Origin of the sequence: Undibacterium sp. Di27W, from assembly GCF_049340345.1 — a bacterium.
Taxonomy (GTDB): Bacteria; Pseudomonadota; Gammaproteobacteria; order Burkholderiales; family Burkholderiaceae_D; genus Undibacterium.
Window position 1 is genome coordinate 141,981 of record NZ_JBMPOS010000003.1, and the last position, 26,458, is coordinate 168,438.

General features: G+C 51.3%; 28 protein-coding genes. 13 read left to right on the forward strand and 15 right to left on the reverse strand.

What is annotated here, in order from left to right:
- A complete protein-coding gene (locus ACO0LF_RS08305; protein WP_423013652.1) occupies positions 1-744 on the reverse strand; it encodes a DUF3108 domain-containing protein in 744 nt (247 codons plus the stop codon).
- Positions 745-746: 2 nt separating this feature from the next.
- On the reverse strand, positions 747-1,889 hold the full coding sequence (locus ACO0LF_RS08310; RefSeq protein ID WP_423013653.1) for a DUF3108 domain-containing protein: 1,143 nt from the start codon (positions 1,887-1,889) through the stop codon (positions 747-749).
- Between the two features lie 149 nt (positions 1,890-2,038).
- Between ACO0LF_RS08310 and ACO0LF_RS08315 the strand changes: the two genes are divergently transcribed.
- Both ACO0LF_RS08315 and ACO0LF_RS08320 read left to right on the forward strand, forming a co-directional pair.
- Positions 2,039-3,316 carry a branched-chain amino acid ABC transporter substrate-binding protein gene (locus ACO0LF_RS08315; protein ID WP_423013886.1) on the forward strand — a complete coding sequence of 426 codons (1,278 nt, stop codon included), beginning with the start codon at positions 2,039-2,041 and terminating at the stop codon, positions 3,314-3,316.
- A gap of 33 nt (positions 3,317-3,349) precedes the next feature.
- Positions 3,350-4,279 carry a PhaM family polyhydroxyalkanoate granule multifunctional regulatory protein gene (locus ACO0LF_RS08320; protein WP_423013654.1) on the forward strand — a complete coding sequence of 310 codons (930 nt, stop codon included), beginning with the start codon at positions 3,350-3,352 and terminating at the stop codon, positions 4,277-4,279.
- A gap of 81 nt (positions 4,280-4,360) precedes the next feature.
- Here ACO0LF_RS08320 and ACO0LF_RS08325 read toward each other — a convergent pair whose 3' ends face one another.
- On the reverse strand, positions 4,361-5,329 hold the full coding sequence (locus ACO0LF_RS08325; RefSeq protein WP_423013655.1) for a hypothetical protein: 969 nt from the start codon (positions 5,327-5,329) through the stop codon (positions 4,361-4,363).
- 248 nt (positions 5,330-5,577) lie between these two features.
- On the opposite strand from ACO0LF_RS08325, the gene ACO0LF_RS08330 reads away from it, so the two are divergent.
- Positions 5,578-5,997, forward strand: a complete 420-nt coding sequence (locus tag ACO0LF_RS08330) for a hypothetical protein (protein ID WP_423013656.1) — start codon at positions 5,578-5,580, stop codon at positions 5,995-5,997.
- A 117-nt stretch (positions 5,998-6,114) separates the two neighbouring features.
- Here the strand turns inward: ACO0LF_RS08330 and ACO0LF_RS08335 are convergent, their stop codons facing one another.
- Entirely contained in the window at positions 6,115-6,642 is a 528-nt protein-coding gene (locus ACO0LF_RS08335) for a PadR family transcriptional regulator (RefSeq protein ID WP_423013657.1), read from the reverse strand.
- Between the two features lie 157 nt (positions 6,643-6,799).
- Here ACO0LF_RS08335 and ACO0LF_RS08340 point away from each other — a divergent pair, with 157 nt between their 5' ends.
- The 3 genes from ACO0LF_RS08340 to ACO0LF_RS08350 all read left to right on the forward strand — a co-directional run bounded on the left by ACO0LF_RS08340 (position 6,800) and on the right by ACO0LF_RS08350 (position 9,854).
- Entirely contained in the window at positions 6,800-8,815 is a 2,016-nt protein-coding gene (locus ACO0LF_RS08340) for an FAD-dependent oxidoreductase (RefSeq protein WP_423013658.1), read from the forward strand.
- A 102-nt stretch (positions 8,816-8,917) separates the two neighbouring features.
- A complete protein-coding gene (locus ACO0LF_RS08345; RefSeq protein ID WP_423013659.1) occupies positions 8,918-9,388 on the forward strand; it encodes a hypothetical protein in 471 nt (156 codons plus the stop codon).
- A gap of 37 nt (positions 9,389-9,425) precedes the next feature.
- A complete protein-coding gene (locus ACO0LF_RS08350; protein ID WP_423013887.1) occupies positions 9,426-9,854 on the forward strand; it encodes a nuclear transport factor 2 family protein in 429 nt (142 codons plus the stop codon).
- Between the two features lie 50 nt (positions 9,855-9,904).
- Here ACO0LF_RS08350 and ACO0LF_RS08355 read toward each other — a convergent pair whose 3' ends face one another.
- Genes ACO0LF_RS08355 through ACO0LF_RS08385 form a run of 7 tightly spaced genes read right to left on the reverse strand, consistent with a single transcriptional unit; the run spans position 9,905 to position 15,696 of the window.
- The gene (locus ACO0LF_RS08355; RefSeq protein ID WP_423013660.1) at positions 9,905-10,363 is read right to left on the reverse strand and encodes a nuclear transport factor 2 family protein; all 459 of its coding nucleotides are present in this window, start codon (positions 10,361-10,363) and stop codon (positions 9,905-9,907) included.
- Complete coding sequence (locus tag ACO0LF_RS08360; protein ID WP_423013661.1) at positions 10,364-11,131, reverse strand: SDR family NAD(P)-dependent oxidoreductase; 768 nt, start codon at positions 11,129-11,131, stop codon at positions 10,364-10,366. It lies immediately after the preceding gene.
- Positions 11,128-11,691 (reverse strand): DUF3833 domain-containing protein, encoded by a 564-nt coding sequence (locus ACO0LF_RS08365; RefSeq protein ID WP_423013662.1) that lies wholly within the window; start codon positions 11,689-11,691, stop codon positions 11,128-11,130. The genes ACO0LF_RS08360 and ACO0LF_RS08365 overlap by 4 nt, the downstream gene beginning before the upstream one ends.
- A 37-nt stretch (positions 11,692-11,728) precedes the next feature.
- A complete protein-coding gene (locus ACO0LF_RS08370) occupies positions 11,729-12,313 on the reverse strand; it encodes a chalcone isomerase family protein (RefSeq protein WP_423013663.1) in 585 nt (194 codons plus the stop codon).
- Positions 12,310-13,584: a class I SAM-dependent methyltransferase gene (locus ACO0LF_RS08375; protein ID WP_423013664.1), complete on the reverse strand. Its 1,275-nt coding sequence runs from the start codon at positions 13,582-13,584 to the stop codon at positions 12,310-12,312. The genes ACO0LF_RS08370 and ACO0LF_RS08375 overlap by 4 nt, the downstream gene beginning before the upstream one ends.
- A complete protein-coding gene (locus ACO0LF_RS08380) occupies positions 13,581-14,390 on the reverse strand; it encodes a DUF1365 domain-containing protein (protein WP_423013665.1) in 810 nt (269 codons plus the stop codon). Before ACO0LF_RS08380 ends, ACO0LF_RS08375 begins: the two co-directional genes overlap by 4 nt.
- 4 nt (positions 14,391-14,394) lie before the next feature.
- A complete protein-coding gene (locus tag ACO0LF_RS08385; RefSeq protein ID WP_423013666.1) occupies positions 14,395-15,696 on the reverse strand; it encodes an NAD(P)/FAD-dependent oxidoreductase in 1,302 nt (433 codons plus the stop codon).
- Positions 15,697-15,983: 287 nt separating this feature from the next.
- Between ACO0LF_RS08385 and ACO0LF_RS08390 the strand changes: the two genes are divergently transcribed.
- Positions 15,984-16,604 carry a TetR/AcrR family transcriptional regulator gene (locus ACO0LF_RS08390; RefSeq protein WP_423013667.1) on the forward strand — a complete coding sequence of 207 codons (621 nt, stop codon included), beginning with the start codon at positions 15,984-15,986 and terminating at the stop codon, positions 16,602-16,604.
- A gap of 145 nt (positions 16,605-16,749) precedes the next feature.
- On the opposite strand, the gene ACO0LF_RS08395 is transcribed toward ACO0LF_RS08390, so the two are convergent.
- From ACO0LF_RS08395 to ACO0LF_RS08405, 3 genes are all read right to left on the reverse strand, one after another.
- A complete protein-coding gene (locus ACO0LF_RS08395; RefSeq protein ID WP_423013888.1) occupies positions 16,750-16,983 on the reverse strand; it encodes a DUF2783 domain-containing protein in 234 nt (77 codons plus the stop codon).
- Positions 16,983-18,659, reverse strand: coding sequence for an FAD-dependent oxidoreductase (locus ACO0LF_RS08400; protein WP_423013668.1), 1,677 nt, complete (start codon positions 18,657-18,659; stop codon positions 16,983-16,985). Before ACO0LF_RS08400 ends, ACO0LF_RS08395 begins: the two co-directional genes overlap by 1 nt.
- 134 nt (positions 18,660-18,793) lie before the next feature.
- The gene (locus ACO0LF_RS08405) at positions 18,794-19,756 is read right to left on the reverse strand and encodes an MBL fold metallo-hydrolase (protein WP_423013669.1); all 963 of its coding nucleotides are present in this window, start codon (positions 19,754-19,756) and stop codon (positions 18,794-18,796) included.
- A 130-nt stretch (positions 19,757-19,886) separates the two neighbouring features.
- Between ACO0LF_RS08405 and ACO0LF_RS08410 the strand changes: the two genes are divergently transcribed.
- A complete protein-coding gene (locus ACO0LF_RS08410) occupies positions 19,887-20,678 on the forward strand; it encodes an IclR family transcriptional regulator (protein ID WP_423013670.1) in 792 nt (263 codons plus the stop codon).
- 10 nt (positions 20,679-20,688) lie between these two features.
- Here the strand turns inward: ACO0LF_RS08410 and ACO0LF_RS08415 are convergent, their stop codons facing one another.
- Positions 20,689-21,201, reverse strand: a complete 513-nt coding sequence (locus ACO0LF_RS08415) for a glutathione peroxidase (protein WP_423013889.1) — start codon at positions 21,199-21,201, stop codon at positions 20,689-20,691.
- 389 nt (positions 21,202-21,590) lie between these two features.
- Between ACO0LF_RS08415 and ACO0LF_RS08420 the strand changes: the two genes are divergently transcribed.
- The 5 genes from ACO0LF_RS08420 (at position 21,591) to ssuD (ending at position 26,456) form a co-directional block, all read left to right on the forward strand.
- Complete coding sequence (locus tag ACO0LF_RS08420) at positions 21,591-22,610, forward strand: sulfate ABC transporter substrate-binding protein (RefSeq protein ID WP_423013671.1); 1,020 nt, start codon at positions 21,591-21,593, stop codon at positions 22,608-22,610.
- A 33-nt stretch (positions 22,611-22,643) separates the two neighbouring features.
- Positions 22,644-23,216 carry an NADPH-dependent FMN reductase gene (gene ssuE / locus ACO0LF_RS08425; RefSeq protein ID WP_423013672.1) on the forward strand — a complete coding sequence of 191 codons (573 nt, stop codon included), beginning with the start codon at positions 22,644-22,646 and terminating at the stop codon, positions 23,214-23,216.
- Positions 23,217-23,313: 97 nt separating this feature from the next.
- Positions 23,314-24,294, forward strand: a complete 981-nt coding sequence (locus tag ACO0LF_RS08430) for a sulfonate ABC transporter substrate-binding protein (protein WP_423013673.1) — start codon at positions 23,314-23,316, stop codon at positions 24,292-24,294.
- Positions 24,295-24,299: 5 nt separating this feature from the next.
- Positions 24,300-25,277, forward strand: a complete 978-nt coding sequence (locus tag ACO0LF_RS08435) for a sulfonate ABC transporter substrate-binding protein (protein ID WP_423013674.1) — start codon at positions 24,300-24,302, stop codon at positions 25,275-25,277.
- 33 nt (positions 25,278-25,310) lie between these two features.
- Positions 25,311-26,456, forward strand: a complete 1,146-nt coding sequence (gene ssuD, locus ACO0LF_RS08440; protein ID WP_423013890.1) for an FMNH2-dependent alkanesulfonate monooxygenase — start codon at positions 25,311-25,313, stop codon at positions 26,454-26,456.
- Positions 26,457-26,458: the final 2 nt, after the last annotated feature.

Sequence of the window (26,458 nt, forward strand, 5' to 3'; positions counted from 1 at the left end):
CTACTTCTTCACGCTTTCCAATACCTGATCGACAAAATCGCCATCAGCATCGCTGAACTTCAGGCGTACCGGATACCATTCCAGACTCGGGGCCAGCCATAAATCCAGTTGCTGGTCCTTGGAGTCGGCAGGTGGTGCCTTGCTGACGTGGATGGCCTGCATGTCTCCCATCGGGGTCTTGATATTTTCCAGCCCCAGCACTTTGAAGGTCCAGGGGTCGGCGTCACGGCGACCTGCCACCAGCATTTTCCATTCCGAGCCTGCCTTGAAGTTCTCGCCAGCGGCACGGGCAATTGCGATCAATTGCCAGCTGGCGCTGGTTCTGTCCTGTTCGCCGCCTTTCAGGGCATAGGTTTCAGCAGAGGCACTGAAGCGCAAGGTCTTGCTGTCACGCTCAAAACTGGTGGTGGTGGCGGGTTTGCCAAACCGTTTTTCGACAAATTTGTCGGGTGCCAGGCCATAGTCATCGATGCTGCCGTGGCTGCTGGCATCGAGGATTTTGCCAACCAGCATGGCCCGGGTCTCGGTGACTATGCTGTATTTTTGTTCGCTGCTTTGCCATTTGACTGAGGCCGAACCACTCAAGGGCAAGCCACTTTGCTTGGCCTTGATGCTGTATTGCAGTTCGGCTGAAGGGGGCAGTTTGGTTGCCTGTTTGGCGGCTTCATTCGCCTGCGCCGTGGCAGACATGTTCAGAGTGAATGCCAGCAGCAAAGGCAGGCATAAAGTGTAAGGCTTGCGCATGCTTAATTTTCCCTTTTTGGAGTAATGGTGACTTTAGTCGCCGTTTGCGTTGTGACAGCACCATTGCTTTCAGTATTACGTATCTGTACCGGATACCATTGCATGGCAGGTGCCAGCCAGATTTCCAGCCTGGAGTTATACGAACCGGGGCGCGGTGGTCGTACTACATGCCAGGCCATGATTTTGCCTGCCTTGGTATCAAGCTCTTCCAGCCCGGTTACGGTAAAAACAAAGGTGCTGATGTCACGTTCTTCGGCCACTTGCAGGCGGATTTCACGCCCTGCCTGGAATTTTTCAGGTTCGGCATTACCTATGCCCGCCAGTTGCATGATGAAGCTGGCCTTATCTTGAGCCCCATCCTGTATGGATTCATTTTTATTCGAAGATGAGAAACTGACAGATTTATTCGCATGATCAAAATGCGTCGCAGTCTCGCTGCGATTGCGCCTTTTTTCTGTACTGGTGGTCGGCGTGATGCCATAGCTCTCTATCGTACCTTCGCTGCTGATCTGGTAAAGATTGATGGAAGTCAGCAATAAATCCAGTGAAGCCACTATGCTCATCTTGTAGCTGGAATTATTAAATTCCCAGTTGATTTCACCATCTCCATAGACAGGATTGCGATTGGGTTCTGTGCGCACGATGCGCATACTGATTTTCCCCGGCTGTGGGATACGTATCGGATAAGTTTGCGGGCCGTCCTTGTTTTCACTATCTTTGCTGACGGTGTTGTTGGGGGCAGTGGCCAGCTCTGCCTGGATTTCCGCTTTGTTTTCTGCGGGTGCGACAGGGAGATTTTCCTGGACTTCAGCAGGCGGGGGATTTTTCTCAGGCGCAGGTTCGGCTGGCGCTGTTTCTACTGTTTCTACCGTCCTGGTGGCCTTGGGTGGTGCTACAGCCTGGGTTTTCGGTGCGGCCAAAGGGCCGGGCTTGGCTTGGCTGCTCGTGGCTTTTTGCTCACTTTGCTCAGGTATATCCTTGAATTGCACGGCGATAGGATTTTCCTGTGTTTTGGCCCTGACAGGCGTAGTATCCAGGTCCAGCCCATGCAGGGCCAATAGATGTAGCAATACCGCCAGTGTCAAAAACAGCAGGTTCTGGCGCGTGAATAAGCGTATCTCAAATGGAGGAGCGATCGTGTTCATCTTGCTAGTGTAAACGCAGTCAGCCGATTTTGGATGACCAGGCTAAATTTGTGAGGGAGTAAAATAAGATTTTCATTGCAAACTTTGTCTCACAGGCAAGACATTAAATAATGTTAACGACAATAATAAGGCGCTGGCAACAAGCTGGCATGTGCCTGTTGCTATGTCTGGCCAATAGTGCCCAGGCTGCTGCACCCACAGTCGCAACCGCAGCCACACCTGCAGCCGCACTTACAGCCGCACCCATACGCATAGGCATGATAGATGGTTTGAGCGGAGCTTTCAGCAATGCTGGCGAGGCAGTGCAGCGAAACCTGCAAATCGCCATAGAACGTATCAATGCCCGTGGCGGAGTGCGATTGCCAGATGGACTACACCTTCTGTCATTAACGAGTTTTGATAATAAACAGGGCGTGGAAGAATCGCTGACGGCGCTCAAGCATCTGACTGACCAGCAAATTCCCTTCGTCGTGCAAGGCAATAGCTCTGCAGTCGCCCTGGCACTGGTAGATGCCATCAACAAGCATAATCAGCGTGTGCCCGATCATCGTGTGCTGTTTCTGAATTATTCTGCAGTGGATACCACCCTGACCAATGAAAAGTGCAGTTACTGGCATTTCCGTTTTGATGCCCATGCCGACATGCGCATGCATGCCCTGACCGAAGTCATCAAGGCCGACAGCCGCGCCAAGAAGATTTACCTGATAGGGCAGGACTATAGTTTTGGCCGCCAGGTCAATCAGTCAGCACGCACCATGCTGGCCAGCAAACGGCCAGATATCAGCATCGTCGGTGAAGACCTGCACCCCATAGGCAAGATCAAGGACTTCGCACCTTATGCTGCCAAGATCAAGGCCAGTGGTGCCGATACCGTCATTACTGGCAACTGGGGTAATGACCTGAGCTTGCTGGTCAAGGCTGCCAGGGATGCGGGCATGACGACCAAGTTCTACACCTTCTATGGCAATGGCCTGGGCGCACCGGCAGCACTGGGTGACGCTGGCCTGGGCAGGGTACGTGCCGTGGCTGAATGGCATCCCAATGTCGGTGGTGCCGACAGCGATGCGTTTTACCAGCAATTCCGCCAGCGTTACCCTGATCCCCGCGATGACTATGTGCATCTGCGCATGCAAGTCATGATAGAGATGCTGGCGACGGCGATAGAAAAAGCAAAAACCACCGAAGCGGCAGCAGTTGCCCGTGCCCTGGAAGGTGCACATTTCAAGAATGCCTTCCATGATGCTGTCATGCGCGCAGAAGACCATCAATTGATACAGCCACTGTATGTCTCGGTCATGCAAAAGAAGGGCGAGAACGGGGTGCGCTTTGATAATGAGGGTAGTGGCTATGGCTTTAAAACCGAGCGTTATTTCGATGCCGGATTGACTGCTTTGCCCAGCTCATGCAAGATGCTTAAATTGAAATAATCTGTAACCCTGAAAATATAAAGGAAGCCTAGTATGAGTAATCCATTTTCTGGTTCTGAGATCCCTGGCATGAATGCCATGGGCGACACCCTGTCTTTCGTCAAGAAACTCTGGGGCAATATGCAAGTGCCAGGCATGGTGGCTCCACCCATGTCGGTGGATGAGCTGGATAAAAAAATTCAGGATTTGAAAACAGTAGAATCCTGGCTGACCGTCAACATGAACATGCTGCGTGGTACCATACAGGCCCTCGAAGTGCAGCGTGCCACCCTGGCTGCCCTGCAATCCCTGGGTGAAAGTTTTGCCCAACATGCACAGCAGGCAGGTGCCATGGCAGAACAGGCAGCTACACCATTTTCTGCCAGACCTGCGACAACGGAAGAAGCGCATAGCAATGCCAACTGGCCTATGCATCCATCGACTGACAAACCGGAATCCGCTGCTGGCAAGATACCTGAACCAGACCCTGATACCGAAGTTGATGAAGATGAAGATATGCCGCCAGATGCCAGTGAAGTCAAGGCGGAACCAAAATCCGAAGTCCATCCCAATAACAGCGATGCATCTGCCGATGCGCCAGAACAGGCCAGGGCCAGTGATGCCAGTGCCCCGTTTGCCAACCCGGCTGCCTGGTGGGGTTTGCTGCAGGAACAGTTCAAGCAAGCCGTCAGCAAGGCCATGGAAACTGAACAGACTGTCAGTACAAGCGCAGAGACAGATGTGAAAAAGACTGCTGAGAAAAAATCGGCGGCGACAAACAAGAGCGCTACCAAACCCAAGGTCGCCAGCACCACTAAAACAGGCATAAAAACCGGCACTAAAACCGACACTAAAGCGGGTGCTACAGCGACTAACAAGGTCGTGCCTAAAGTCACCACAAAAACTACCGGCAAGCCAGCCAGCAAATCACCAGCCAAGCCGGTGACAAAAGCCACTGGCAAACCAGGTAAGGCGACAAAATAGCCTAGCTCGGGCAGTAAAAAAAATGGCACCCCAGGGTGCCATTTTTTACTTCGCTGAATTTTGCTGGATTTTACTCAGCAATCAAATCCCGGTATCTTCTTTAGAGCATTTGACCTTGTTTGCCGGCTTGATCTCTACTGCCTGCATATTGGCATCCAGTGCCCAGGCACTGACTGGCTTTTCTATTATGCGGTTGCCTTTACCTAGCGTGACGGCATTCACGACCGCCAGATTGTTTTGTTTACCAAAAATACAGTTACCATCCAATGATATACCTTGCTTGGGGACGGGCGGCGGCAAAGGTATCTCCACCATTTTCAATGGCGATTTGGCCAGTTCGGCAGGTGACATCTCGTTGTAATAGAGGTTGCTGTCGATGATAAATGCTGCCGCTGCTGGACGGCTCTCTGTCATCTCTTGCGCTTCTCTGCCTGTGAATTTGGTCATCACCGCCATCAGTTTGCCACCGGCCTTGCCGGTTGACACTGTGCCCCAGCCTTGTCGTAACTCCTTACGCGATGGCAGACCTGCCTGTGGAGCAACTGGTACTGGCATGGCCGCTGCTGGTGTTGCGGCTTTTGCCGCTGGCATTGCCTGAGCCGCCGGTGCTGCCGCTGTTGGTACTGCAGGCTTGGCAGCTGGCATCGCTGCTACCGGTTCGCTGGATTTTTTGTAGACGCCGTCGAAGGGGACATCGCCCCAGGCGCTGGCGCAGGTTTCTGCCTGCAATTTCATGCCAGCAACTGCGCGTTTCAGACTGACGGTGCAGCGGCCTTCTGTATACGTCCAGCCACCAGGCGCATCGCTGAACTGGCCTTCGCCAGCACCGGTATGCAGATTGCCTGGTTTGCCTTTTTCTTCGACTTCAAGCAGAAATTTGCCATTTGCCTTGATCGTCAGCAAACGCTCGAACTTGCTGTCACTGGCTTCATACACGCCTGGTAAAGGGTAAGGGCTGTAGTCAGCAGCATGGGCGCTGGTAATCAGACTGGACATGGCCAGACACAAGGGTAACAGGCTGGGGAAGGTAAGAAGTGTTGATTTTTTCATGGATGCTATGGTGAAAGTGAGTGGGGCCTGCCGAAAGCAGGACGTATCTCCAGCGACGGCAATGAAAGATGATGCATTAATGTCATTCGATCTTGCATGACGAGACTAAGCATGTCAATCAAGTAATTGTGTGTTTTATATGAATGCGCAACAATGTGTAAGCAGGCTTGTGCTGAGGATCAGACTTTGCTACTGCATTGCATTGATAAAATGATGACTGGCAGCATAAATATTCAGGAGTGACAGCTTTGGCTTTTATATATGAAAGAATTCTTGAGCATGATATTGCCAGCTACGGACTGCGCGAAATTGACCAGCAATTCCCCATGGCAGTGGCTTCCAGGTGGGCGATAGATCGCGAACGCCATATTTACTTGCGTTATATGACGTATGAGCGCGAACAGCCTTCGCACAAGAATTTCAGTTTTTTCTGGAAAGACAGTTTATTTCGTCTTAGTCTGGCTAGCGAGAGGCAAAGTCTGGATGGTGAGCAATGGTGTGCCAGCTGGACCTGGCTAGGCATGCGTGATCCCGGGCCGGATGCCAGCCATGTTTTCGATATCCATCATGATCTCATCTTGGACGATCTGAAGGACGCGCTGCGTGCTTACAGAGACGGTTCCCTGAATCCGGCCTATGCCGGTCATGTTGCGCATTTTGACTTTTGAGTAGCTAAGCCATGTCAGGCCTTGGTTACCAGTAAGCGCTAGATTTGCTGCAAAATCATCCCGACGATTATCGTAGTCCGGCATCTTCAGGGAAACTGGCTGTCATCCCAGGCCCATTCACTCACGCAAAATTTGTAGGGCCTCTCTGGTCCACTGTATCTTGCTTTCTTCAAAGGTGATGCCTGCCTTCAGTATCAGGTAACGCAATTTGTCTTCACGCGATAACAAGGATGAACTGAAGTCGCGTTTTTCTATATCACGATAGGTCTGTAGTTCTTGCTCATGCAATTGCAGGCGGCGCTCGAATTCTGCTGCCAGGCCCAATGGGCCTATGGCAGCATCGGCGCGCAATTTGACCATCATCTCGTCACGCTGTCGATTGGGTTCGCTACTTTCTCTGGCCCAGCGACGCAATTCTTCCGTGCCGTTGGGGAGTACCTTGAACTGTTTCTTACCTGCCCGACCTCCTTCCACTTCGCTTGACTCTACCCAGCCTTGCTCTTCCATACGCGCCAGCTCCCTGTAAATCTGCTGGTGAGTTGCATGCCAAAAATAGCCTATGGATTTGTCAAAACGTCGTGCCAGATCATAGCCGGAACTCGGTTTTTCAGAGATTGAGGTCAGCAGGGCGTGAGGCAGAGACATGTTTTAGAGTAATTAGTCGGTGTGGTTTTCAGGTATTTTATATGCAACTGGTTGCATAAATAAAGCGATTTCGCTATATTCTTATGCAATTAGTTGCATAGTATTTGTTTCCTGCACCTGCTGCTTGATTGAACCCTTCTTTATTTAGGAATACGCCATGTCTTTTTATCCTCACCTGACAAAGCCACTCGATCTGGGTTTCACTACCCTGCCTAATCGCCTCTTGATGGGGTCCATGCACGTGGGGCTGGAAGAAGTCGATCATGGCTTTGAGCGCATGGCAGCGTTTTACGCAGAGCGCGCCCGTGGTGGCGTAGGCCTCATCGTGACTGGTGGTATCGCCCCGAATGAAAGAGCGCGCCCCATGCATGGCGGTGCCATGCTGACCACAGAAGCAGAAGCAGAACACCATAAGATAGTCACCAAGGCCGTGCATGATGCTGGTGGCAAGATCGCCATGCAGATTTTGCATTTTGGCCGTTATTCTTACCAGCCTACCCTGGTCGCACCGAGTGCCATCAAGGCACCGATCAACCCATTCAAACCGCATGCACTGACTACTGAAGAAGTGGAAGAAACCATTTCTGACTTCGTTCGCTGTGCCGCGCTGGCACAGTCAGCAGGCTATGATGGTGTTGAAGTCATGGGTTCAGAAGGTTATCTGCTCAATGAGTTTATCGCCGCCTGCACCAATCAGCGCGATGATGAATGGGGTGGTGCTTATGAAAACCGCATCCGCTTTCCTATAGAAATCGTGCGCCGCATACGCGAAAAGGTAGGCAGCAATTTCATTATCATTTACCGCCTGTCCATGCTGGATCTGGTTGACGGTGGTTCCACGCTGGATGAAGTGATACAGCTGGCCAAGGCCATAGAAGCAGCTGGTGCGACGATTATCAATACCGGCATAGGCTGGCATGAGGCACGTATCCCTACCATTGCCACCAAGGTGCCGCGCGCCGCGTTTGCCTGGGTCACCAAGAAGCTCAAAGGCCAGGTAAATATCCCCCTGATCGCCACCAACCGTATCAATACGCCTGAGATTGCCGAACAATTGCTGGCAGAAGACTATTGCGACATGGTGTCGATGGCACGCCCACTGCTGGCAGACCCGCTGTTCATGCGCAAGGCAGAACAGGGCAGGGCCGATGAAATCAATACCTGCATAGGTTGCAACCAGGCTTGTCTGGATCATACTTTTGGCGGTAAGGTTACGTCCTGCCTGGTCAATCCACGCGCCTGCCACGAGACAGAACTGGTCGATGCACCGCTGGAAAAAGCCAAGCGCATTGCGGTAGTTGGTGCTGGCCCTGCCGGTCTGAGTTTTGCCACGACCGCAGCAAATCGCGGTCATGCCGTTACCTTGTTTGATGCTGGTTCTGAAATCGGCGGCCAGTTCAATATCGCCAAGCAAGTGCCCGGCAAGGAAGAGTTTTATGAGACCCTGCGTTACTTCGGCAAGCAAATCGAATTGACCGGCGTCACGCTCAAACTCAATACCAAGGTTGATGCGGCAGACCTGGCAGACTTTGATGAAGTCGTACTGGCAACAGGCATCACCCCACGTGTTCCTCCTATTGAAGGTGTGGAACATGCCAAAGTCCTCAGTTATCTCGATGTCTTGCGTGACAAGAAGCCTGTCGGTAAATCTGTCGCCATCATAGGTGCCGGTGGCATAGGTTTCGACGTGGCCGAATACCTGAGCCATAGCGGCACCAGCCCCAGTTTGGACCCAGAAAAATTCTATGCAGAATGGGGTATAGATACTGACTATAAAAATGTCGGCGGCTTGCGCCCTGCGCATCTGGAAAAATCAGAACGCCTGATTTTCCTGCTGCAACGCAAGACATCCAAGGTCGGTGATGGCCTCGGTAAAACCACAGGCTGGATACACCGCACAGGTCTGAAAAACCGTGAAGTACAAATGATCGCCGGTGTCAGCTATGACAAGATAGATGATGCGGGTTTACATGTCACTATCGGTGGCGAGCAAAAACTGCTGCCAGTTGATAATGTCATCTTGTGCGCTGGCCAGGAGCCAAGGCGTGATCTGCAAGCCATGCTGGAAGCGGCAGGCAAGCCTGTGCATCTGATTGGTGGTGCAGATGTAGCGGCTGAGCTGGATGCCAAACGCGCCATCAATCAGGGTACGCGCCTGGCAGCGACGATATAAAGTCGTTTTTTTGATTAAGCATGGGCCAGCAATGAATACTCCAGACGGCACTTTTTTGGATTCTTCATTGCAGGCATATTGCAAATGACGGGGTAGAGCGCGATGGCAGATACGCAAGGCTTGACGTTCAACAAGCATACACTCAGCATCAATATTTTCAGCGTCAGTGATGTCAATATTGTGTATGCGGGCTCACCACACAGACTCAGTGCAGGCAAGCTCATGCGCGCCAAAACGGCAGCAGATGAAAAGCGCTTCCCCAACTTTGGTTCTGGCACCTATATCACATTTGCCGGACCAGTCGATATAGCATGGAAATCACAGGATGGTACTGATCATAGCTATGCCCTGGACCTGGATGAAGTATTCAAAGACCGCAAAGTCTTGCATACCGAAGACGAGGCACGTTTCTACAAACCCGAACCAGTGTCTGGGAGCGCGCCCACCATCATCATAGAACTGGATGACCGCACACTGAACGTTTATATGTTTGTCATCATCCGCCTGGAAAAAGATGAGATGACACGCGAGCACAAGAATCATTACACCCTGGCTTATACAAAGACATTCTGAATTGATTGCGTAGTAAGACCATACTGAAAGGATGATGATGAACAATGTACCAACAGCAGTCGCCGCTTCCCTGCAAACCTGGCATGCCATGATTGCCAATAAAGACCTGAGTGCCTTGCCTTCCATCGTGCATGCTGATGCCGTATTTCGTTCACCCATGGCGCATCAGCCTTATGCCAGTGCCCAGGCGGTCGTGTTGATACTGAGTACGGTAGTTCAGGTATTCGAGAATTTCACTTATCACCGCGAGTTGTCGTCGGATGATGGTCTCAATATCGTGCTGGAATTCAGTGCCAGTGTCGGTGACAAGCAACTTAAGGGCATAGACATGATACGTTTTGATGCCGATGGCAAGATCGTCGATTTTGAAGTCATGGTCAGACCCATGAGTGGCTTACAGGCGCTGGGGCAGGAAATGGGCGCGAGGCTGGCGCAATATTTGCCAGCCTATAAAGCGTCTAAATAAGCGTCTAAATAAGCATCTAAATAAGAAACTGAGTAAACCTCCAAATACTCTTACTTACGCGCCTGCTTCTTCAAAAAGCGCATGAAGCTGCCCAGCACGGGCAGCTTTTCATATAATTCTTCAGCTGCATCCCAATAGTCGCGGTGCAAGCTTACCCTGCCGTCAGTAGCAAAGCGTATATGCGTGGCACCACGTATGCACTGCGGTTTTGCATTGAAGTTTTTCATCGTAAATAAAAAATCCCAGACCAGAAAAGCCGTGTCACCTTGCAAGACCGATGAAGTAATGCGAAAGCGTGGCTCATGGACTTGCACAAACATATGCTGGAATACCTGGTTGATGGCTGGCAGGCCGCGCAGCTCATTGAAGGGGTCTTTGAAACAGGCATCTTCGGTATAGATGCCTGACAAGTCCTGGCAAGCTGCCAGCGAAATACTTTCAAAGAATACGATAAGCCTGTCCAGGCTGGCCTGGTGATCGATCGTTGCTGGCAATGGGGTGGTGGGCATTTATAAACCTGTGACTTTATGAACCAGATAAAAATAGCTGCGATAAGGCAGCAGGCGCGCCAGCCTTAGCCAGTTCGTAAAACGATGGGGGAAGTGAATATGAAAGTCCCCCCTTTGCATTCCCTTGACGATGGCCAATGCTGCTTCAGGTGCACTGATCAGGGCGGGCATCTTGAAACTATTCCCATGCGTCATCGGTGTTTCCACAAAACCGGGATTGATCATGTACACCGCAATGTTTTTAGGACGCACGTCCAGGTACAGGGATTCACACAAATTGATGAGCGCGGCCTTGGTCGGGCCATAAATCAGGGCCTTGGGTAAACCAGACAGACCGGCAACTGAGCCAACAATGCCTATGCCACCGCTACCTTGTTGCAGCAGTGCAGGCAAGATCACATCCAGGCATTGATAGACGCCACGCAAATTAATATCGATCAAGCGGTTGATCGCCACCATATCAATACTGTCTGCCCGCATTTCATTGTAGCTACCTGCCACAATCAGCACCAGGTCTATGCCCCCCCATTTTTGTATGAGACTGGCATGGCAGGCGATGATGCTGGCATGGTCGCAGATATCCACTGCCATGGCCTCGGCCAGCGGATAATCTGCAGCGATTTTTTCCAGCTGTACCAGTGTGCGCGCAGACAGTGCGACCTGCGCGCCACGCGTCAATAGCAGCCTGGCAGTTTCTTCACCTATGCCGCTGGAGGCGCCGATGACCCAGATGCGTTTTCCCTGCCAGTCATGGATGGCGGGATTCATGGTGTGGTATTACTGCGTTTGGTGAAAGATAAAGTGACACTGCCAAGCTCCACCCCAAATTTGCGCATGATGGCGCGGTTCAGCATGACCTTGTCATCCATCAAGACCATGGTGTCGTCGAAATCCACGTTGTAGATGTTGCCATCTACCGGCAAGGCCAATACATAATTCCAGTGCAGGGTATTGCCAGATACCTGCCCTCTGGCTTCGCCTATGACGTCCGCTGCGGTACCGGTAAATTGATCATTGCCTGTTTTTTTCAAGGTCCAGATACGCTTTTGCTTGCTGCCATCTGAGTAAGTGAAGTCTTCATTGAGCGTACCAATATCACCTGACCACTGGCAATCCATGACCACGGTAAAGCGTTTGACTATCGCCCCTGATCTGTCCTGGAACATGCCCCAGGCATCCAGCTTGCCATTGAAGTAGCTTTGCATATCCAGCTGTGGCGTCTCATTGCGATAGCGGCCGGGTTCATATTGGCTGGCACAGGATGTCAGCAGCAGACTAAAGCTGCAGATCAGGCTGCAGAAAAATAATCGGTAGTTTTTTCTAAACATATGCTTGCCTGTCGTGATTGGTGAGACATCAAAAAACTTAATTACCCTGGCCTTTGCTGCCCAGCAGTTTGCTGCGCAAGCCTTGTGCAGAGGTATTCTTGTCCAGCCAGATCGCAAAAAAAGCATGGGCAAATTCAGCATCGTGTATCTCGCCCAATAATTTCCCATTCAGATAAAACCTGGCTGCTTCATTCGGTATATGGATGCCGGTGATATGCGTACCCTGTTTTACATCGGGGAAAATTTTTTTCATCTGGGCCTGCCAGCGCTCCCGCTTTTCCGGGGTGCCCAGTTTGAGTTTTTCTATTTCTTCTATGCTGGCATCAGCGATCTTGCCGCCATATAAAGTGCGGGCATAAGCCAGGTCCAGCGCAAATTTTTGTGGTTTATCACTGTCGGGTTTATACCCTTCAGGTGCACTCCATAAACTCGCATCATAAATATGCAGGCCAAACCAGCGAAAACTACCTGTGCCCTGCAGACTGGCTTGCGGGATTTCTACGCTGATATGTGCAGGTACAAGTGGCGGAGTAGCAGTTTTCTCTTCTGCGTGCACAGCCATCGCTGTCGCTGCAAGCAGGAGCGAAAAACTCAAACCACGCATGACTGGCAGGATAGTCATTTTTTTCTCAAGGTGAATTGCGTGACATTGATACTGCCGGCGCGGAAACCAGCTTCGCAATACGCCAGATAAAATTCCCAGGTACGCAAGAATTCGTCATCAAAGCCCTGGGTCTTGACCTGCGCCAGTTTTTCCATGAAGGCATGACGCCAGTGCAGCAGGGTGCGCGCATAGTCAAGGCCAAAATTATAGGTATCGAGTATCTCCATGCCATAAGCCTCAGCCATGGCATGGAATTTTTCTATCGATGGCAGCATGCCACCAGGGAAGATATATTGCTGGATGAAGTCCGTCCCCTTGCGATAGCGTTCAAATAATTCATCGGCAATGACAATGCTTTGGACGCAGGCATGGCCACCTTGTTTCAGATTGCGTTGCAGGCATTCGAAATAGCCAGGCCAGTATGCTTCACCGACAGCTTCAAACATTTCTATCGAAGCGATGGCATCATAGCTGCCGTTGACATCGCGATAATCCTGTATCCGTAAATCACTGTTTGCATGTAATCCCGCGTTGTGCAGGCGAGCGTGGGCATATTGCAATTGTTCGGTAGACAGTGTCAGGCCAGTGACGTGCGCACCGGCATCCCGTATCGCCATTTCGGCAAAACCACCCCAGCCACAACCTATCTCCAATACCTGGGCATTGTCCGGCAATGCGAGTTGATACAGGATGCGGCGGTATTTTTCTTGTTGGGCTTCTTCCAGGCTCTGTTCTTGCTCGTCAGAATAAATCGCGCTGGAGTACGTCATAGACGGGTCCAGCCACAGTTTGTAGAATTCATTGCCTATGTCGTAATGAGCATGAATATTTTTTTTGCTGCCTGTGCGTGAATTGCGGTTCAGCAGATGTTTGAACCTATAGACAAGATTGCCCCACCAACTGCCGTAAATCACACTTTCCAGTTGTTGGCGATTATGAGAAATCAGTTCTACCAAACCGGTCAGGCTGCTGGTGGTCCAGTGGCCCGCGATATAACTTTCGGCAAAGCCTATATCACCTGACTTGAGTACGGCACGACATAATTCCCAGTCTTTCAAATGCAGGCTGATATGTTGCCAGCCTTCATAAGCGCGGCCAAAGCTGGCAGTTTGTCCATCCGGGAATTGTATGGTCAGGCAACCATGCTCAAGTTTATTCAGCAGGCTCAATACAAATCTGGCCTGCGCTGGAAAGTGCCTGCTATTGAGTTGGGCGCTCGCTGTGACACTGCCAGCATCGTTATCATTACTGGCAGCGCCAGAGGCAAAGGTGGGATGTAGGCTGCTCATCGGCTTAACTCTTCAGTAGGAGGAATAGGTTTCGAAATAAAGGGCACGCGCTTGATCCACAGGCGCAGGGCTTGTATGTGAATGCGCAGTACTACACCAATGGTCATGAAGGGGTAGCGCAGCATGACTCTGGCTATGCTCAGATTACTCATGTCCTGCTCGCGGCCAGAAATGCTGGTGAGCAGTAGTGGGCCTTGTGCATCGGCGTAGTCAATACGCGCCAAATGTTTTTTTTGTGTATGTTCTGCGGTCTGCCCGACGATGTCTTGCTGTGCTTGCATGAAATGGAAGCGGTAACTGCCTTCGACCTGACAGAAAGGCGAGACATGAAAGATTTTCTTCGCCTGCAATTCTTCACCGTTGGACAGTTTGCCGCCATTTTCCAGCAGGTATAAATGTTTTTCGCCAAAGGTATTGCGTACTTCGCAAACAATCGCGCGCAAGCTGCCATCCTGACGATGACAAAACCAGAAAGACACAGGATTAAAGACGTACCCAAACACACGCGGAAAGCATTGCAAGCAGATATCACCATCTGCATCGCTAATACCCTGGTTTTTCAGCAAAGCATCTATCCATAGAGCCATCGGCAACTTGGCGTCGCCATGGTCGCGCTCGTGAAAGGACAGGACATTGAAGCGGTTCACAGAAAACAAGCCTGGCATGCTCATGCAATTGATGTCACGTACAGGCACGCGTATAAAAAATACGCCATAGCGAAAGGCATTTTTTACCGGCCGCAGTCGTTTATGCATGACTACGCCAGTACATAAAACGACGGCAGCTTTTGAGGACGATGTGTTCATGGCTTCAGGCGGCACGTATCTGTTGTTCGTGAGCTGCTTCCGCGCGGGCAAGTATGGTTTCTGCAACGCGCAGGCCGGATTTCAAACCATCTTCATGGAAACCATAACCGGTCCAGGCACCGGCAAACCAGATATTCCTCCTGCCCTGAATATTCTTTAACTGTTGTTGTGCATTGATTGCCATCGCATCAAAAACCGGATGTGCATAATCAAAGCTGTCGATAATGCTGGCTGCTGCTGGCTCCTCGATGGGATTGAGCGTGACGATGACCGGTGTCTTGAAAGGTAAAGGCTGCAATTGATTGATCAGGTAATGCACGCAGACACGTGGTTCCTTGCCGCTTTCACTTTGATAATTCCAGGCCGACCAGGCTTTTTTATTTTGTGGCAAGACACTGGCATCGGTATGCAGGACTGCGCGATTTGGCTGGTATTTGACGGACGACAAGACCTGCCGCTCTGCCAGGTCGGCATCTGCCAGCAGTTTCAGGCTTTGGTCACTATGGCTGGCCATAATCACATGCTCAAATGTCTGCGTACCATGTTCAGTTTGTACAGTGATTGCACCTGGCGTTTTTTCGCGCACACTCAGCACCGGGGTTTGCAAGTGTTTGTGCGTAATCAGTGGCAGGATTTTTTCTACATATTGCCTGGCCCCCCCTTTGACGGTTTGCCATTGCGGCCTGTCATTGACTTGCAGCAAACCGTGGTTATGGCAAAAATTCACGAAAGAAGACAAGGGGAAGGCCAGCATGGTTTCGGTAGGGCAAGACCAGATGCAGGCTGCCATGGGTAGCAAATACCACTGACGGAATTCCTTGCCATAGCCATGTTGTGCCAGAAAGCTGCCCAGGGGTTGCTGGAAATCCTTATGCTCCTGAGTGCTGGCCAGCGCCGTGGTTTGTTTGTTAAAGCGCAAGATATCGCGCAACATGCGCAGGAAGGCCGGGCTCAGGATATTGCGGCGCTGGGCGAAAACCGTATCCAGGTTGGCACCGGCCCATTCCAGCATGCGGCCACTGGTGTTATCTCTGGGTATCTTGACCGAGAAAGACATGTCGGTCGCAGCGGTAGCAATATCCAGTTCCTGGAACAGCCTGACCAGATTGGGGTAAGTCTTGTGGTTAAACACCAGGAAACCGGTATCGACACCATAGGTCTGGCCTTCCAGGCTGACATCAACCGTATGCGTATGCCCGCCAAAATAATCATTGGCTTCAAACAGGCTGATTTCATGCCCTGCTTTAGAAAGCTCGTATGCGCAAGACAGGCCGGAGATGCCGGAACCGATGACAGCGATTTTCATTATGTAATTATGCTGATAAATGGCTAATAAAAATGATTAAAAATACATTTGTTGTAAATTTAATACTTTGATGCGGCTTTTGTATGACTTCCGTTACAGCATCCCTTATCTCTACATACGTGCAACACTGGCATTTGGATTCAGCGATGCTTGCCACGGCCATGTATTGCCATGCTGATTTCTCTAGCAAAAAAGCTGTGCTGGAGTAGAATATGACCATCGCCTTCATTTTGTGACTCATTGGTCACAAAATATACTACAAAGTTTTTACTTGTGCAGAAAAAATAATGGAAATCCGGATTCCTTTTAAAAAGCAACAGTTTGATGCGCGTGAAGTTGCCATCATTGATGCCGTCAACCGTCTTTTATCAGAAAAAGGTTATGACTTAATGACAATGGACGATGTCGCCGAAGCGGTGGGCATCGCCAAGGGTAGTTTGTACAAGCATTTTTCATCCAAGGAAAAACTTGCGGGTGCTGCCATGACGCGGCTTTTAAAGGCGACCCAGGCTGAACTCGATACCCTGGCAGCAGACATGCCAGCGATAGACAAGATCAGGCATATCCTGGCCTGGTCTTTGCGTTTGCGCCTGCAGGGCGGCGTGCCGCATCTACCTTCCACCAGCCTGGCACTGCAGCGCAGCCTGATGCTGAATCTTGATTATGTGATGGTGGCCTTGCGCGTCAACAAGCGTTTTTATGCGCTGGTAGCAGAGGCCAGAAAGCAGGGTGCATTGACGCCACTGGTGCCGGATGATGTGCTGGTCTACACCCTGTATTCACGCGCCTGCGATCCGACCATGGAATTTCTATTGCGTGATAAGCGACTGACGCATGAGCAAATCGTTGACGCCATGGTACATGCGACCATAGGTGGTTTTTTGTCGAATGAGGCGAGGAAGATTTAAGGATGTACCTAATCAGTTCGGTGTTTCCTTCTTGTAGGAGCGGCTTCAGCCGCGAATGCTAAAACAACCGTAAATGCAGACACCGCCAGTTGTTCGCGGCTAAATCCGCTCCTGCAAAATCAACGTCCGTGGTTTCTTGAGGGACTTAGGCTGTATCTTTATTTTCCCCAGCCAGGCGCAGGGCTTCCTGCAAGATGCTGATATCACCGATGTGATTTGCGAGCAGCAAGATCAGCCTGGCATTCAGGGCGGTGCTGGCTTCATCGCTGAGTTCGCGGTGGCTGTCTATCAATAGCTGATAAAAATCATCACCCGCACTGTAATCACGTTGTGCTGATTGATCAGGGTAATGGAAATTGGCTTGCAGGTTCAAAGGCATCATGCCACTCCTGATGAATTGCCAGTGGCAGTGTCAACTGCATGGCGGATTTGATCCAATGCAAATTGCTGCCAGCGTGCCGTTAGATGCTGGTCGGGTCTGAGCAAATGATAGCTGTCCTTACCTGCGGCATAGCGTTGATGTAGCAAGCCCTTGATGTCGTTCAAAACCAGGTGGCCAGCCAACGTCTCGTCCTGTTTGCTGATGATAAGCGTGGATACCTGAATTGCATCCTGTTCCATAGCTTTCAGCGCCGTCAAATGTGTCGCAGGAATGTCAGATACAGCATCGCAAAAATACAGGCCATGAAAAACTGGCTGCAAATAATCAATCAGGAACCCCGCTTTACCATGACAACAAACAGGTCCATCTTCAAACGGCGCACCAATTTGCAGAACCGTATCAAAGCTGCCATCGTCTGAGGTATTCAAAGTCGAGGCAGACAAAATACTCGGTACTGACAAGCGCCCGGAATTCACCAGTTTGCGGGCAAATGCGTGCTCTTGTGCCAGGCTCAATACGGCATTGCGAAAGCATTTGCTGATCGCACTCTTGGGTGTGATGAAATCAGTAGAGCGGGTAGAATTGAGCAAATTTTCATCTGCTGCAAAAACGCGCTCATCAGAATAACTATTGAGCAAACTGGCAGGCGCTTTGCCATCAGCGACCAGCTTGAGTTTCCACACCAGATTATCCGCATCCTGTATGCCGGAATTGGCACCACGCGCCCCAAAGGGCGATACCTGGTGTGCGGCATCGCCCGCAAACAATACACGGCCATGGCGGAATTTTTCCATGCGCCGACACTGGAAGGTATATACGCTGACCCATTCGAGCTCGAATTCCCTGTCATCGCCGAGCATGGCCTTGATGCGTGGAATGACGTTTTCGGGTTTGCGTTCTTCCACCGGGTCGGCATCCCAGCCCAGTTGAAAATCGATGCGCCAGACATTGTCGGCTTCGCGGTGCAGCAGCACCGATTGATTGGGATGGAAAGGTGGGTCAAACCAGAACCAGCGTTCTGCCGGAAAATCAGCCTTCATGACAACGTCGGCAATCAGGAATCTGTCCATGAACACCTTGCCTTCCACTTCCAGCCCCAGCATCTGGCGTAAAGGGCTGCGCGCACCATCGCAGGCGATCAGCCAGTCGGCTTGCAAACTGTAATCACCTTCTGGCGTTGCTATCTGCAAGGTGGAAAATTCTTCACTTTGCTCAATGGCAGTGACACGGCTTTTCCAGCGTAGCTCAACGCCCAGCTCAGTCGCCCGCTGTACCAGAAAATCTTCCAGATAATATTGCTGCAAATTCACCATGCCAGGGTGCTTGTGATCAGGCGCAGGCAAGAGATTGAAATTGAATACCTCATCCTTGCGAAAAAAAGTGCGCCCTACATTCCACTCCACACCCTTGTCACGCACTGCCGCTGCTACGCCCAGCCTGTCGAGTATCTCCAGAGTACGCTTGGCATAGCACAGCCCGCGTGAACCTACTGACACGGTATCATCATCATCCAGCACCAGCACATCCAGCCCCTGCAATTGGCAATCTATCGCCGCTGCTAGACCCACGGGACCCGCACCAACGATGACAACTTTGCGGCGCGTGATTTCCCTTGTCTGCAACTCCGCTGGAGTCACGAAAGGGAATTTTTGATATTGATAAGTGCTAAGCAAAATGCAGCTCCTGAGACGCGATTAGAGCGAAAGCAAAAGACACAGAGAAGCATGATTGATGATGAGAAAAGGATTTCTCTTGCTGTGCTCTGTGTCTCTGTGCCTCTGTGTTGAGAGGTCTTGACGTTGGTAAATTACCCCTCCAAACTCTTCCACATTTCCACATCCCGCTCCGCCGTCCACACCCGCGGATCAACATGTCCCGATGCTTCATCAAAAGCCCGCGTCACATCAAATGGCAGGCAATGATCAAAGATCACCCAGTGGCCATACTTGGGTTTCAAAGTGGCATAAGTATTTTTGTAGATGGTATTCAAGTCATGCTGTTGTTGTTGCCCGGCCTTGACGCTGGTGAACAAATCGCTGATGAAAGAACGGGTTTCGCTGAGCCCCGCTGCCACCAGTTCTGGGGTAGTCAGGGCGGAACCGCGGCCTGGCACCAGTTTTTCAGCTTGCATCGCTTCCAGATTGGAGAGGGTTTGCGGCCAGTCTGAATAATAGGCATCGCCCGCATACGGTGTCGCACCAAACTCCACCAGGTCACCAGAGAACAAGACTTTTTCTTGCGGTAGCCAGACGATGGTGTCGCCCTTGGTATGACCTCGGCCTACCTGCATGAGCTTGACTTCCAGCTTGCCCAGCCAGATCGACATTTCACCTTTGAAGGTAATCGTCGGCCAGGTCAGGCCGGGTACGCTCTCAACATTGCGGAACAGGCGCGGGAAGCGGCCTATTTCGCTCTTCATATCGGCCTCACCACGTTCGACGATCAGGTCATAAGTATCGCGGCTGGCGATGATGTGCTCCAGACCTTCGGCTACATAGCCGCTGGCACCGAGTACGCGTACCGCATGGTAATGCGACATCACGACATATTTGATGGGCTTGTCTGTGACTTCACGAATGCGGCGCACCACATCCTGCGCCATGATGGGGGTGGCCTGGGTATCGATGACCATGACAGCATCATCACCAATGATGATGCCGGTATTCGGGTCACCCTCGGCGGTATAGGCGTAGGCATGTTCGGATAATTGCTGGAAGCTGACTTTCTTTTCTTCCAGGTCAGCGTGGGAGGCAAATTGCTTGGTGCTCATGGGGATAACCTTTGAGATGTGTAGTACTCAAGATAGAGGAAATGCTATCGGATAAGAATAAGCATTAATTCGTTATTTGTAAATGCATTTGTTAATAGTAAAATGAATTCATGTTAATCAGGGGGCAGCCATGACAGAAAAAAACAAGGAAAGACGCGGCATAGGCGCAATAGAAGTCGGCGGCCTGATCCTGAATGCCCTGGTCAGCTCTGGTCGTGCAATGTCTTTGGGTGATCTGGCGCGTGAGAGTGGCATGCCAGCCTCCAAGGCACATGCCTATCTGGTCAGCTTTGGTAAATTAGGTCTGGTGGAGCAGGATGCGGCCACCGGTGCTTACCAGCTTGGCCCCTTTGCCTTGCAGATGGGCCTGGTCAGCTTGCAGCAAATGTCGCCGGTCAAACTGGCAATCCCTGAAATCACCCGTCTGGCAGCCATTACCGACCAAACCCTGGCGCTGGCGGTATGGGGCAGTCATGGCCCCACAGTTGTATATATCGCAGAATCCAGTCGTCCTATCCATGTCAATATGCATGCAGGCTCGGTCATGTCCATGCTGGGTACGGCAACAGGGCTGGTATTTTCAGCCTTCCTGCCGCAAGCTCTGGTCGACAAGGTGATTGCCAGGGAAGTCAAAGATGAGCTGGTGATAGGGCAGGCCGGGGTGCAGATGGCTGCCCGAGATATTGCCAAAGTCTTGGCAGAAGTACGTGAGCGAGGTTTGGCGCGGGCGCAGGGTCTGCCCATACCCGGCATTAACGCCCTCAGCGCACCAGTATTCAATCATGCCCAGGCATTGAGCCTGGTCATCACGGCGACTGGCCCCAAGGGCAGTTTTGATACCGACTGGGATGGTGCACTGGCAAAGGCTTTGCGTGCCAGCGCCAGTTCCTTGTCGCATCAACTGGGTTATATGCCCAAATAGCCAGTCAGGTTTATTGCTCTGCCAGCGCCTTTTCTACATCAGCCACCAGTTTTTTGTCATCCGGTGTTGTCACGCTGGAATAGGCGGCAAGCACATTGCCTTTGCGGTCTATCAGGTATTTGTAAAAATTCCACTTCGGCGTTGTGCCTGTTGCCTTGATCATCTGGGCATACATGGGATTGACATCTTTGCCCATGACGGCAGACTTGGTGAACATGGGGAATTTCACGCCATAAGTATTAAAACAAAAATCGGCAATTTGCTTGTCATTGCCAGGTTCCTGCTTGCCAAAATCATTCGATGGAAACCCCAGCACTACCAAGCCTTTGTCCGCATATTTGGCATACATGGCTTCCAGACCTACATATTGCTTGGTAAATCCGCAATAACTGGCCGTATTCACGACCAGCGCCACCTTACCCTTATATTGGCAGAGATCTTGTGGTGTTTCATCTTGCAGGCGCTTGAATTTATGGTCCAGCACAGCCGGGCAAGCATCTGCTGTATCTGCCCATGCTCCCATAGAGCCACTGATCAAACCCAGGAAAACAGCAACTTGAATTGGTGTGCGTCGCAACATGGTTAAACTCCTGAAGAAGAGAATGTCATCTTAGCGCAGTCTTGAGAAAATATGTAGATTGAAGGCTAACTGCTTTATGGAATTCAGATATTGGCGTTTTACTAAAGATAGGCGCAACAGGCAATTTATCTAGCTTAAGTTCACACTGAATTCCCATTTACCTCGGTGCTCCTCTGTGTCTCTGTGCCTCTGTGGTGAGTTTTTCGGTTTTATCATCGCTTGCAACCATATGCCAAAAACATATATAAAACATCGAAACACTTCGTTTTAATTTATATAGAGCCGTTTTATCCTGTACTCCTCATAAAAATTATTATTACCCGGACTTAGAGATGACGATCAAAAAGATAAGCCTGACAGCTAGCCTGGCAATCAGTTTTGCCACTGTATTTTCCTCTGCTGCATTGGCGGCAGATATTAACCTGCTCAATGTGTCCTATGACCCTACCCGTGAGTTATACCAGGATGTGAACCAGGCTTTCGTCAGGCAATGGAAAGCCAAGACCGGTGACAATGTCACCATCAAGCAATCCCACGGTGGTTCTGGCAAGCAGGCGCGTGCCGTGATTGATGGCCTCGATGCTGATGTAGTCACCCTGGCGCTGGCCTATGATACTGATGCCCTGGCAGAAAAAGGCCTGGTCGACAAAGCCTGGCAAAAACGCTTGCCACACAATGCTTCACCTTATTCTTCCACCATCGTCTTTCTGGTCCGCAAGGGTAATCCCAAGGGTATCAAGGATTGGGCTGACATCGTTAAACCTGGTGTGGCCGTGATTACGCCAAACCCAAAAACTTCAGGTGGCGCGCGCTGGAACCACTTGGCAGCCTGGGGCTATGCCCTGAAATTGCCAGGCGGTAGCGAAGCCACGGCAAAAGAGTTTTTGTCCAAGCTATATAAAAACGTGCCAGTGCTCGACTCCGGCGCACGCGGTGCCACCACCACCTTTGTTGAGCGCGGCATAGGCGATGTCTTGCTGGCCTGGGAAAATGAAGCCCTGCTGGCTATCAAGGAACTGGGCCCGGACAAGGTGGAAATCGTTGCCCCATCCACCAGTATCCTGGCTGAACCTTCAGTCGCCGTGGTTGATAAAGTGGCCGACCGTCGCGGTACCCGCAAAGTGGCAGAGGCCTATCTGAACTATCTGTACACAGACGAAGGTCAGGACACCATAGCCAAGCACTACTATCGTCCGACCACAGAAAAAGCCTCGAAAAAATATGCAGCACAATTCCCTAAAGTGAAACTGTTCACTATCGATGACACTTTCGGTGGCTGGACCAAGGCGCAAAAAGAGCATTTTGCTGATGGCGGGATTTTCGACCAAATTTATCAACCAGGTAAAAAGTAATTTTCAGTATTCAGGAAAACCGGAGGCAAGAATATGCGCATCTTACTGCTATCGGGAAGCCCGTCTTCCCCTTCACGCTCAGCCCGCCTGCTGCACCACGTGGGGAACCAGCTCAATGCCTTGGGACAGCGTACCAGCAGCCTGCATGTCAGGGACTTGCCTGCCCAGGCTTTGATGCATGCCGATTTTTCTGATCCTGAACTGGCTGCTGCAAAAAGCCTGCTGGCGAAAGCCGAAGCCATCGTGATTGCAACGCCTATCTACAAAGCCGCTTATAGCGGTTTGCTGAAAAGCTTCCTGGATATCCTGCCGCAAGATGGTCTGGCTGGCAAGCTGGTGTTGCCGCTGGCAACCGGTGGTAGTCAGTCACACATGCTGGCACTTGACTATGGCTTGCGCCCGGTGCTGGCATCCTTGTCGGCACGCCACATCCTGCCCAGTATTTATGCGACGGATGCGCAGGTCACCTGGTCTGATTTGCAAGGTTTGCAACTCGATGCGGCGATACAAGAACGGGTTGAAGATGGCGTTCAACTCTTGCTCGACAGCTTAAGTATTTTACGTAATCCCTTGCATGCCGTACCTGAGCTGGTGCTGCCTTGCTGACACACTAAACAGATATATAAACCTCACTTGCATTTTTCTTGTGCTGGCAGACCAAGCCTGGCAGGGGGAAGTCTTGTCCAAAATATGAAAGCAGAAGATGAGCCGCAAATTTCAAATCGCCAGCAAGGAAAAACGTCTTACCCTGAGCCGCTTGTCGGCATTGACAGCCGCCGCATTGAGCGTGGTCTTGCCGAAAGCTTTTGCCCAGAACAAGAGCAGTCTGCGCATAGGCTATCAGAAATATGGAACCCTGACCGTGCTCAAAGGCACAGGGGCGCTGGATAAGCGTCTGGCAGGCTTGGGTGTGGATGTTAAATGGACAGAGTTCCCGGCAGGCCCGCAATTGCTGGAAGGCTTGAATGTAGGCAGCATCGATTTTGGCACAACGGGTGAAGCACCTCCTATCTTTGCTCAGGCTGCCGGTGCAGATTTGCTGTATGTAGGCAATGAGCCGCCAGCCCCCGGCGGTGAAGCCGTCATCGTACCCAAGAATTCTCCCTTGAAATCAGCAGCCGACCTCAAGGGTAAAAAAATCGTTTTGAACAAGGGTTCCAATGTCCATTATTTGCTGGTCAAGGTGCTGGAAAAAGCAGGCCTGAATTACAAGGATGTCGAGGTTATTTTCTTGCCGCCTGCCGATGCCCGTGCGGCATTTGAGCGTGGCAGCGTAGATGCCTGGGCGATCTGGGACCCTTTCCTGGCGGCGGCTGAAAAGCAATTGGGTGCCAGGATACTGGTGGATGGTAAAGGCGCGGTCAGCAATCACCAGTTCTATCTGGCGGCACGGCCTTATGCGCAAAAAAATCCTGAAGTCTTGCGTATCGTCCTCGAAGAATTGGCCAAGGTTGATGAATGGGGTGCAAAAAATCATAAGGAAGTTGCCAGCATACTGGCAACGCAAACCGGGCTGGAAACCAGCATCGTGGAATTGTCGACTTCCCGTTTTGGCTTTGGCGTCAAGCCACTGACAGAACAAGTCATCAAGGAACAGCAAAGCATCGCCGACACCTTTGCTGATTTGAAGCTGATACCCAAGCGTATCAATATCCGTGATGCCGTATTTGCGGCCAAGACCTGAGGCGCATGATGAGATTGTTTTCCATACGCCGCCTGTTACTGGCATTTTCTTTGAACATATTGTCTGTAGCCAGCCTTGCTGCAAGCGCTGACTTGTCGAAAGACTTACCCAAGGAATTACGCATAGGCTTTCAAAAGAGCTCAGTCAATCTGACTTTACTGAAGCACAGGCAGGCGCTGGAACAACAATTGAAAGGTGTCAAAGTCAGCTGGTTTGAATTTACTGCTGGCCCGCAAATGCTGGAAGCCTTATCGGTAGGCAGCATAGACTTTGCCACCACAGGTGAACCGCCACCGATATTTGCCCAGGCGGCAGGCAGTAACCTGGTGTATGTCGGTGCCGAACCGGCCAAGCCTGGTGTCAGCGCTATCCTGGTCAAGCAGGATTCGCCTATACGCACGCTGGCAGATTTGAAGGGCAAGAAGATCGCCATACAAAAAGGCTCTAGCGCCCATTACCATGTCTTGCGCGCCGTACAGCAAGCTGGCCTGCAATGGTCAGACATCACGCCAGTCTACCTGGCTCCAGCAGATGCTAGGGCAGCATTCGAGCGCGGGAGTGTCGATGTCTGGGCCATCTGGGACCCGTACTGGGCGGCGATTGAACAAAGTGCAGCACCAAGAATACTGGTAACAGGCAAAGGCTTGGTCAACAATCTTTCGCACTATTTATCAGCACGCAGCTTTGCTGACAAATATCCCAAAGTCATACAAGTCCTGTTTGAAGAATTGACGCGCAGCGATACCTTCGTACAAAAGAACCGTGATGAAGCGGTCGCCATCATTGCCGCCAGTACAAGTCTGGATAAGCCAACTATCGCCAGTTTCCTGGAACGCAGGCCACGTTCACCCGTCGTCTATCTGACCCAGAACATTATCGATGAACAGCAAAGAGTGGCTGACAATTTTTATCAACAGAAACTGATACCCAAAGCAGTCAATGTGCGTGATGCAGTATGGCTGCCACCAGGCACAAAGCTATAAGTCTGGCAAAAAACACAGGAGCAAAAAATGAGTTTGAATATATTCTGGTTCATCCCTACCCATGGTGACAGCCGCTACCTCGGGACTACACAAGGTGCACGCCAGGTCAATTACGATTACCTGAAGCAGATTGCAGTTGCTGCCGATACCCAGGGCTATGACGGTGTGCTCTTGCCTACAGGTCGCTCATGCGAAGATGCCTGGGTGGTTGCCTCCAGTCTCATCGGTGCCACCAGCAAGTTAAAATTCCTGGTGGCGATACGACCTGGTTTGAGCAGCCCGGGTCTGGCAGTACGCATGGCCGCGACCTTTGATCGTTTGTCCAAGGGACGTTTGCTGATCAATATCGTTACCGGTGGTGACCAGGGTGAACTGGAAGCCGACGGTGTATTTGCTGATCATGAAAAACGCTATGAAATCACCGATGAATTCTTGCGCGTCTGGCGCGCTTCGCTGGCAGGCGAAGGTGGCGATGCAGGTTATGATTTCGAAGGCAAGCATATCAGCGTCAAGGGTGCCAAGACCCTGTACCCGGCTGTGCAAAAACCCTATCCTCCCTTGTACTTTGGTGGCTCGTCTGAACCCGCACATGAGCTGGCGGCAGAGCAGGTGGATGTCTACCTGACCTGGGGTGAACCACCGGCAGCCGTAGCCGCCAAGATCGCTGACATGCGTGAACGCGCCGCAAGGCATGGCCGGACTTTGCGCTTTGGCATACGTCTGCACGTCATCGTGCGCGAAACCAATGAGGAAGCCTGGAAAGCCGCAGAAGACCTGATCCGCTATGTCGATGATGAAGTCATCGCCCGTGCGCAAAAAGCCTTTGCCAAAATGGATTCCGTCGGCCAGCAACGCATGATAGCCCTGCACGGTGGCAAGCGCGACAAGCTGGAAGTGTCCCCCAATTTGTGGGCTGGTGTCGGCCTGGTGCGTGGTGGTGCCGGTACTGCCCTGGTGGGCGACCCTGAAACAGTCGCTGCACGCATCAAGGAATACCAGGCACTGGGCATAGATACCTTTATCTTTTCTGGTTATCCGCATCTGGAAGAGTCTTACCGTTTTTCTGAACTGGTCTTCCCCCTGATAGGCAAGGAAGTACCTGGTGTTGCCAGCAGCCTGACCGGCCCGTTTGGTGAAGTCATGGCCAATGGCATCGTCCCCAAGGTATCGCAAAGCTAGGG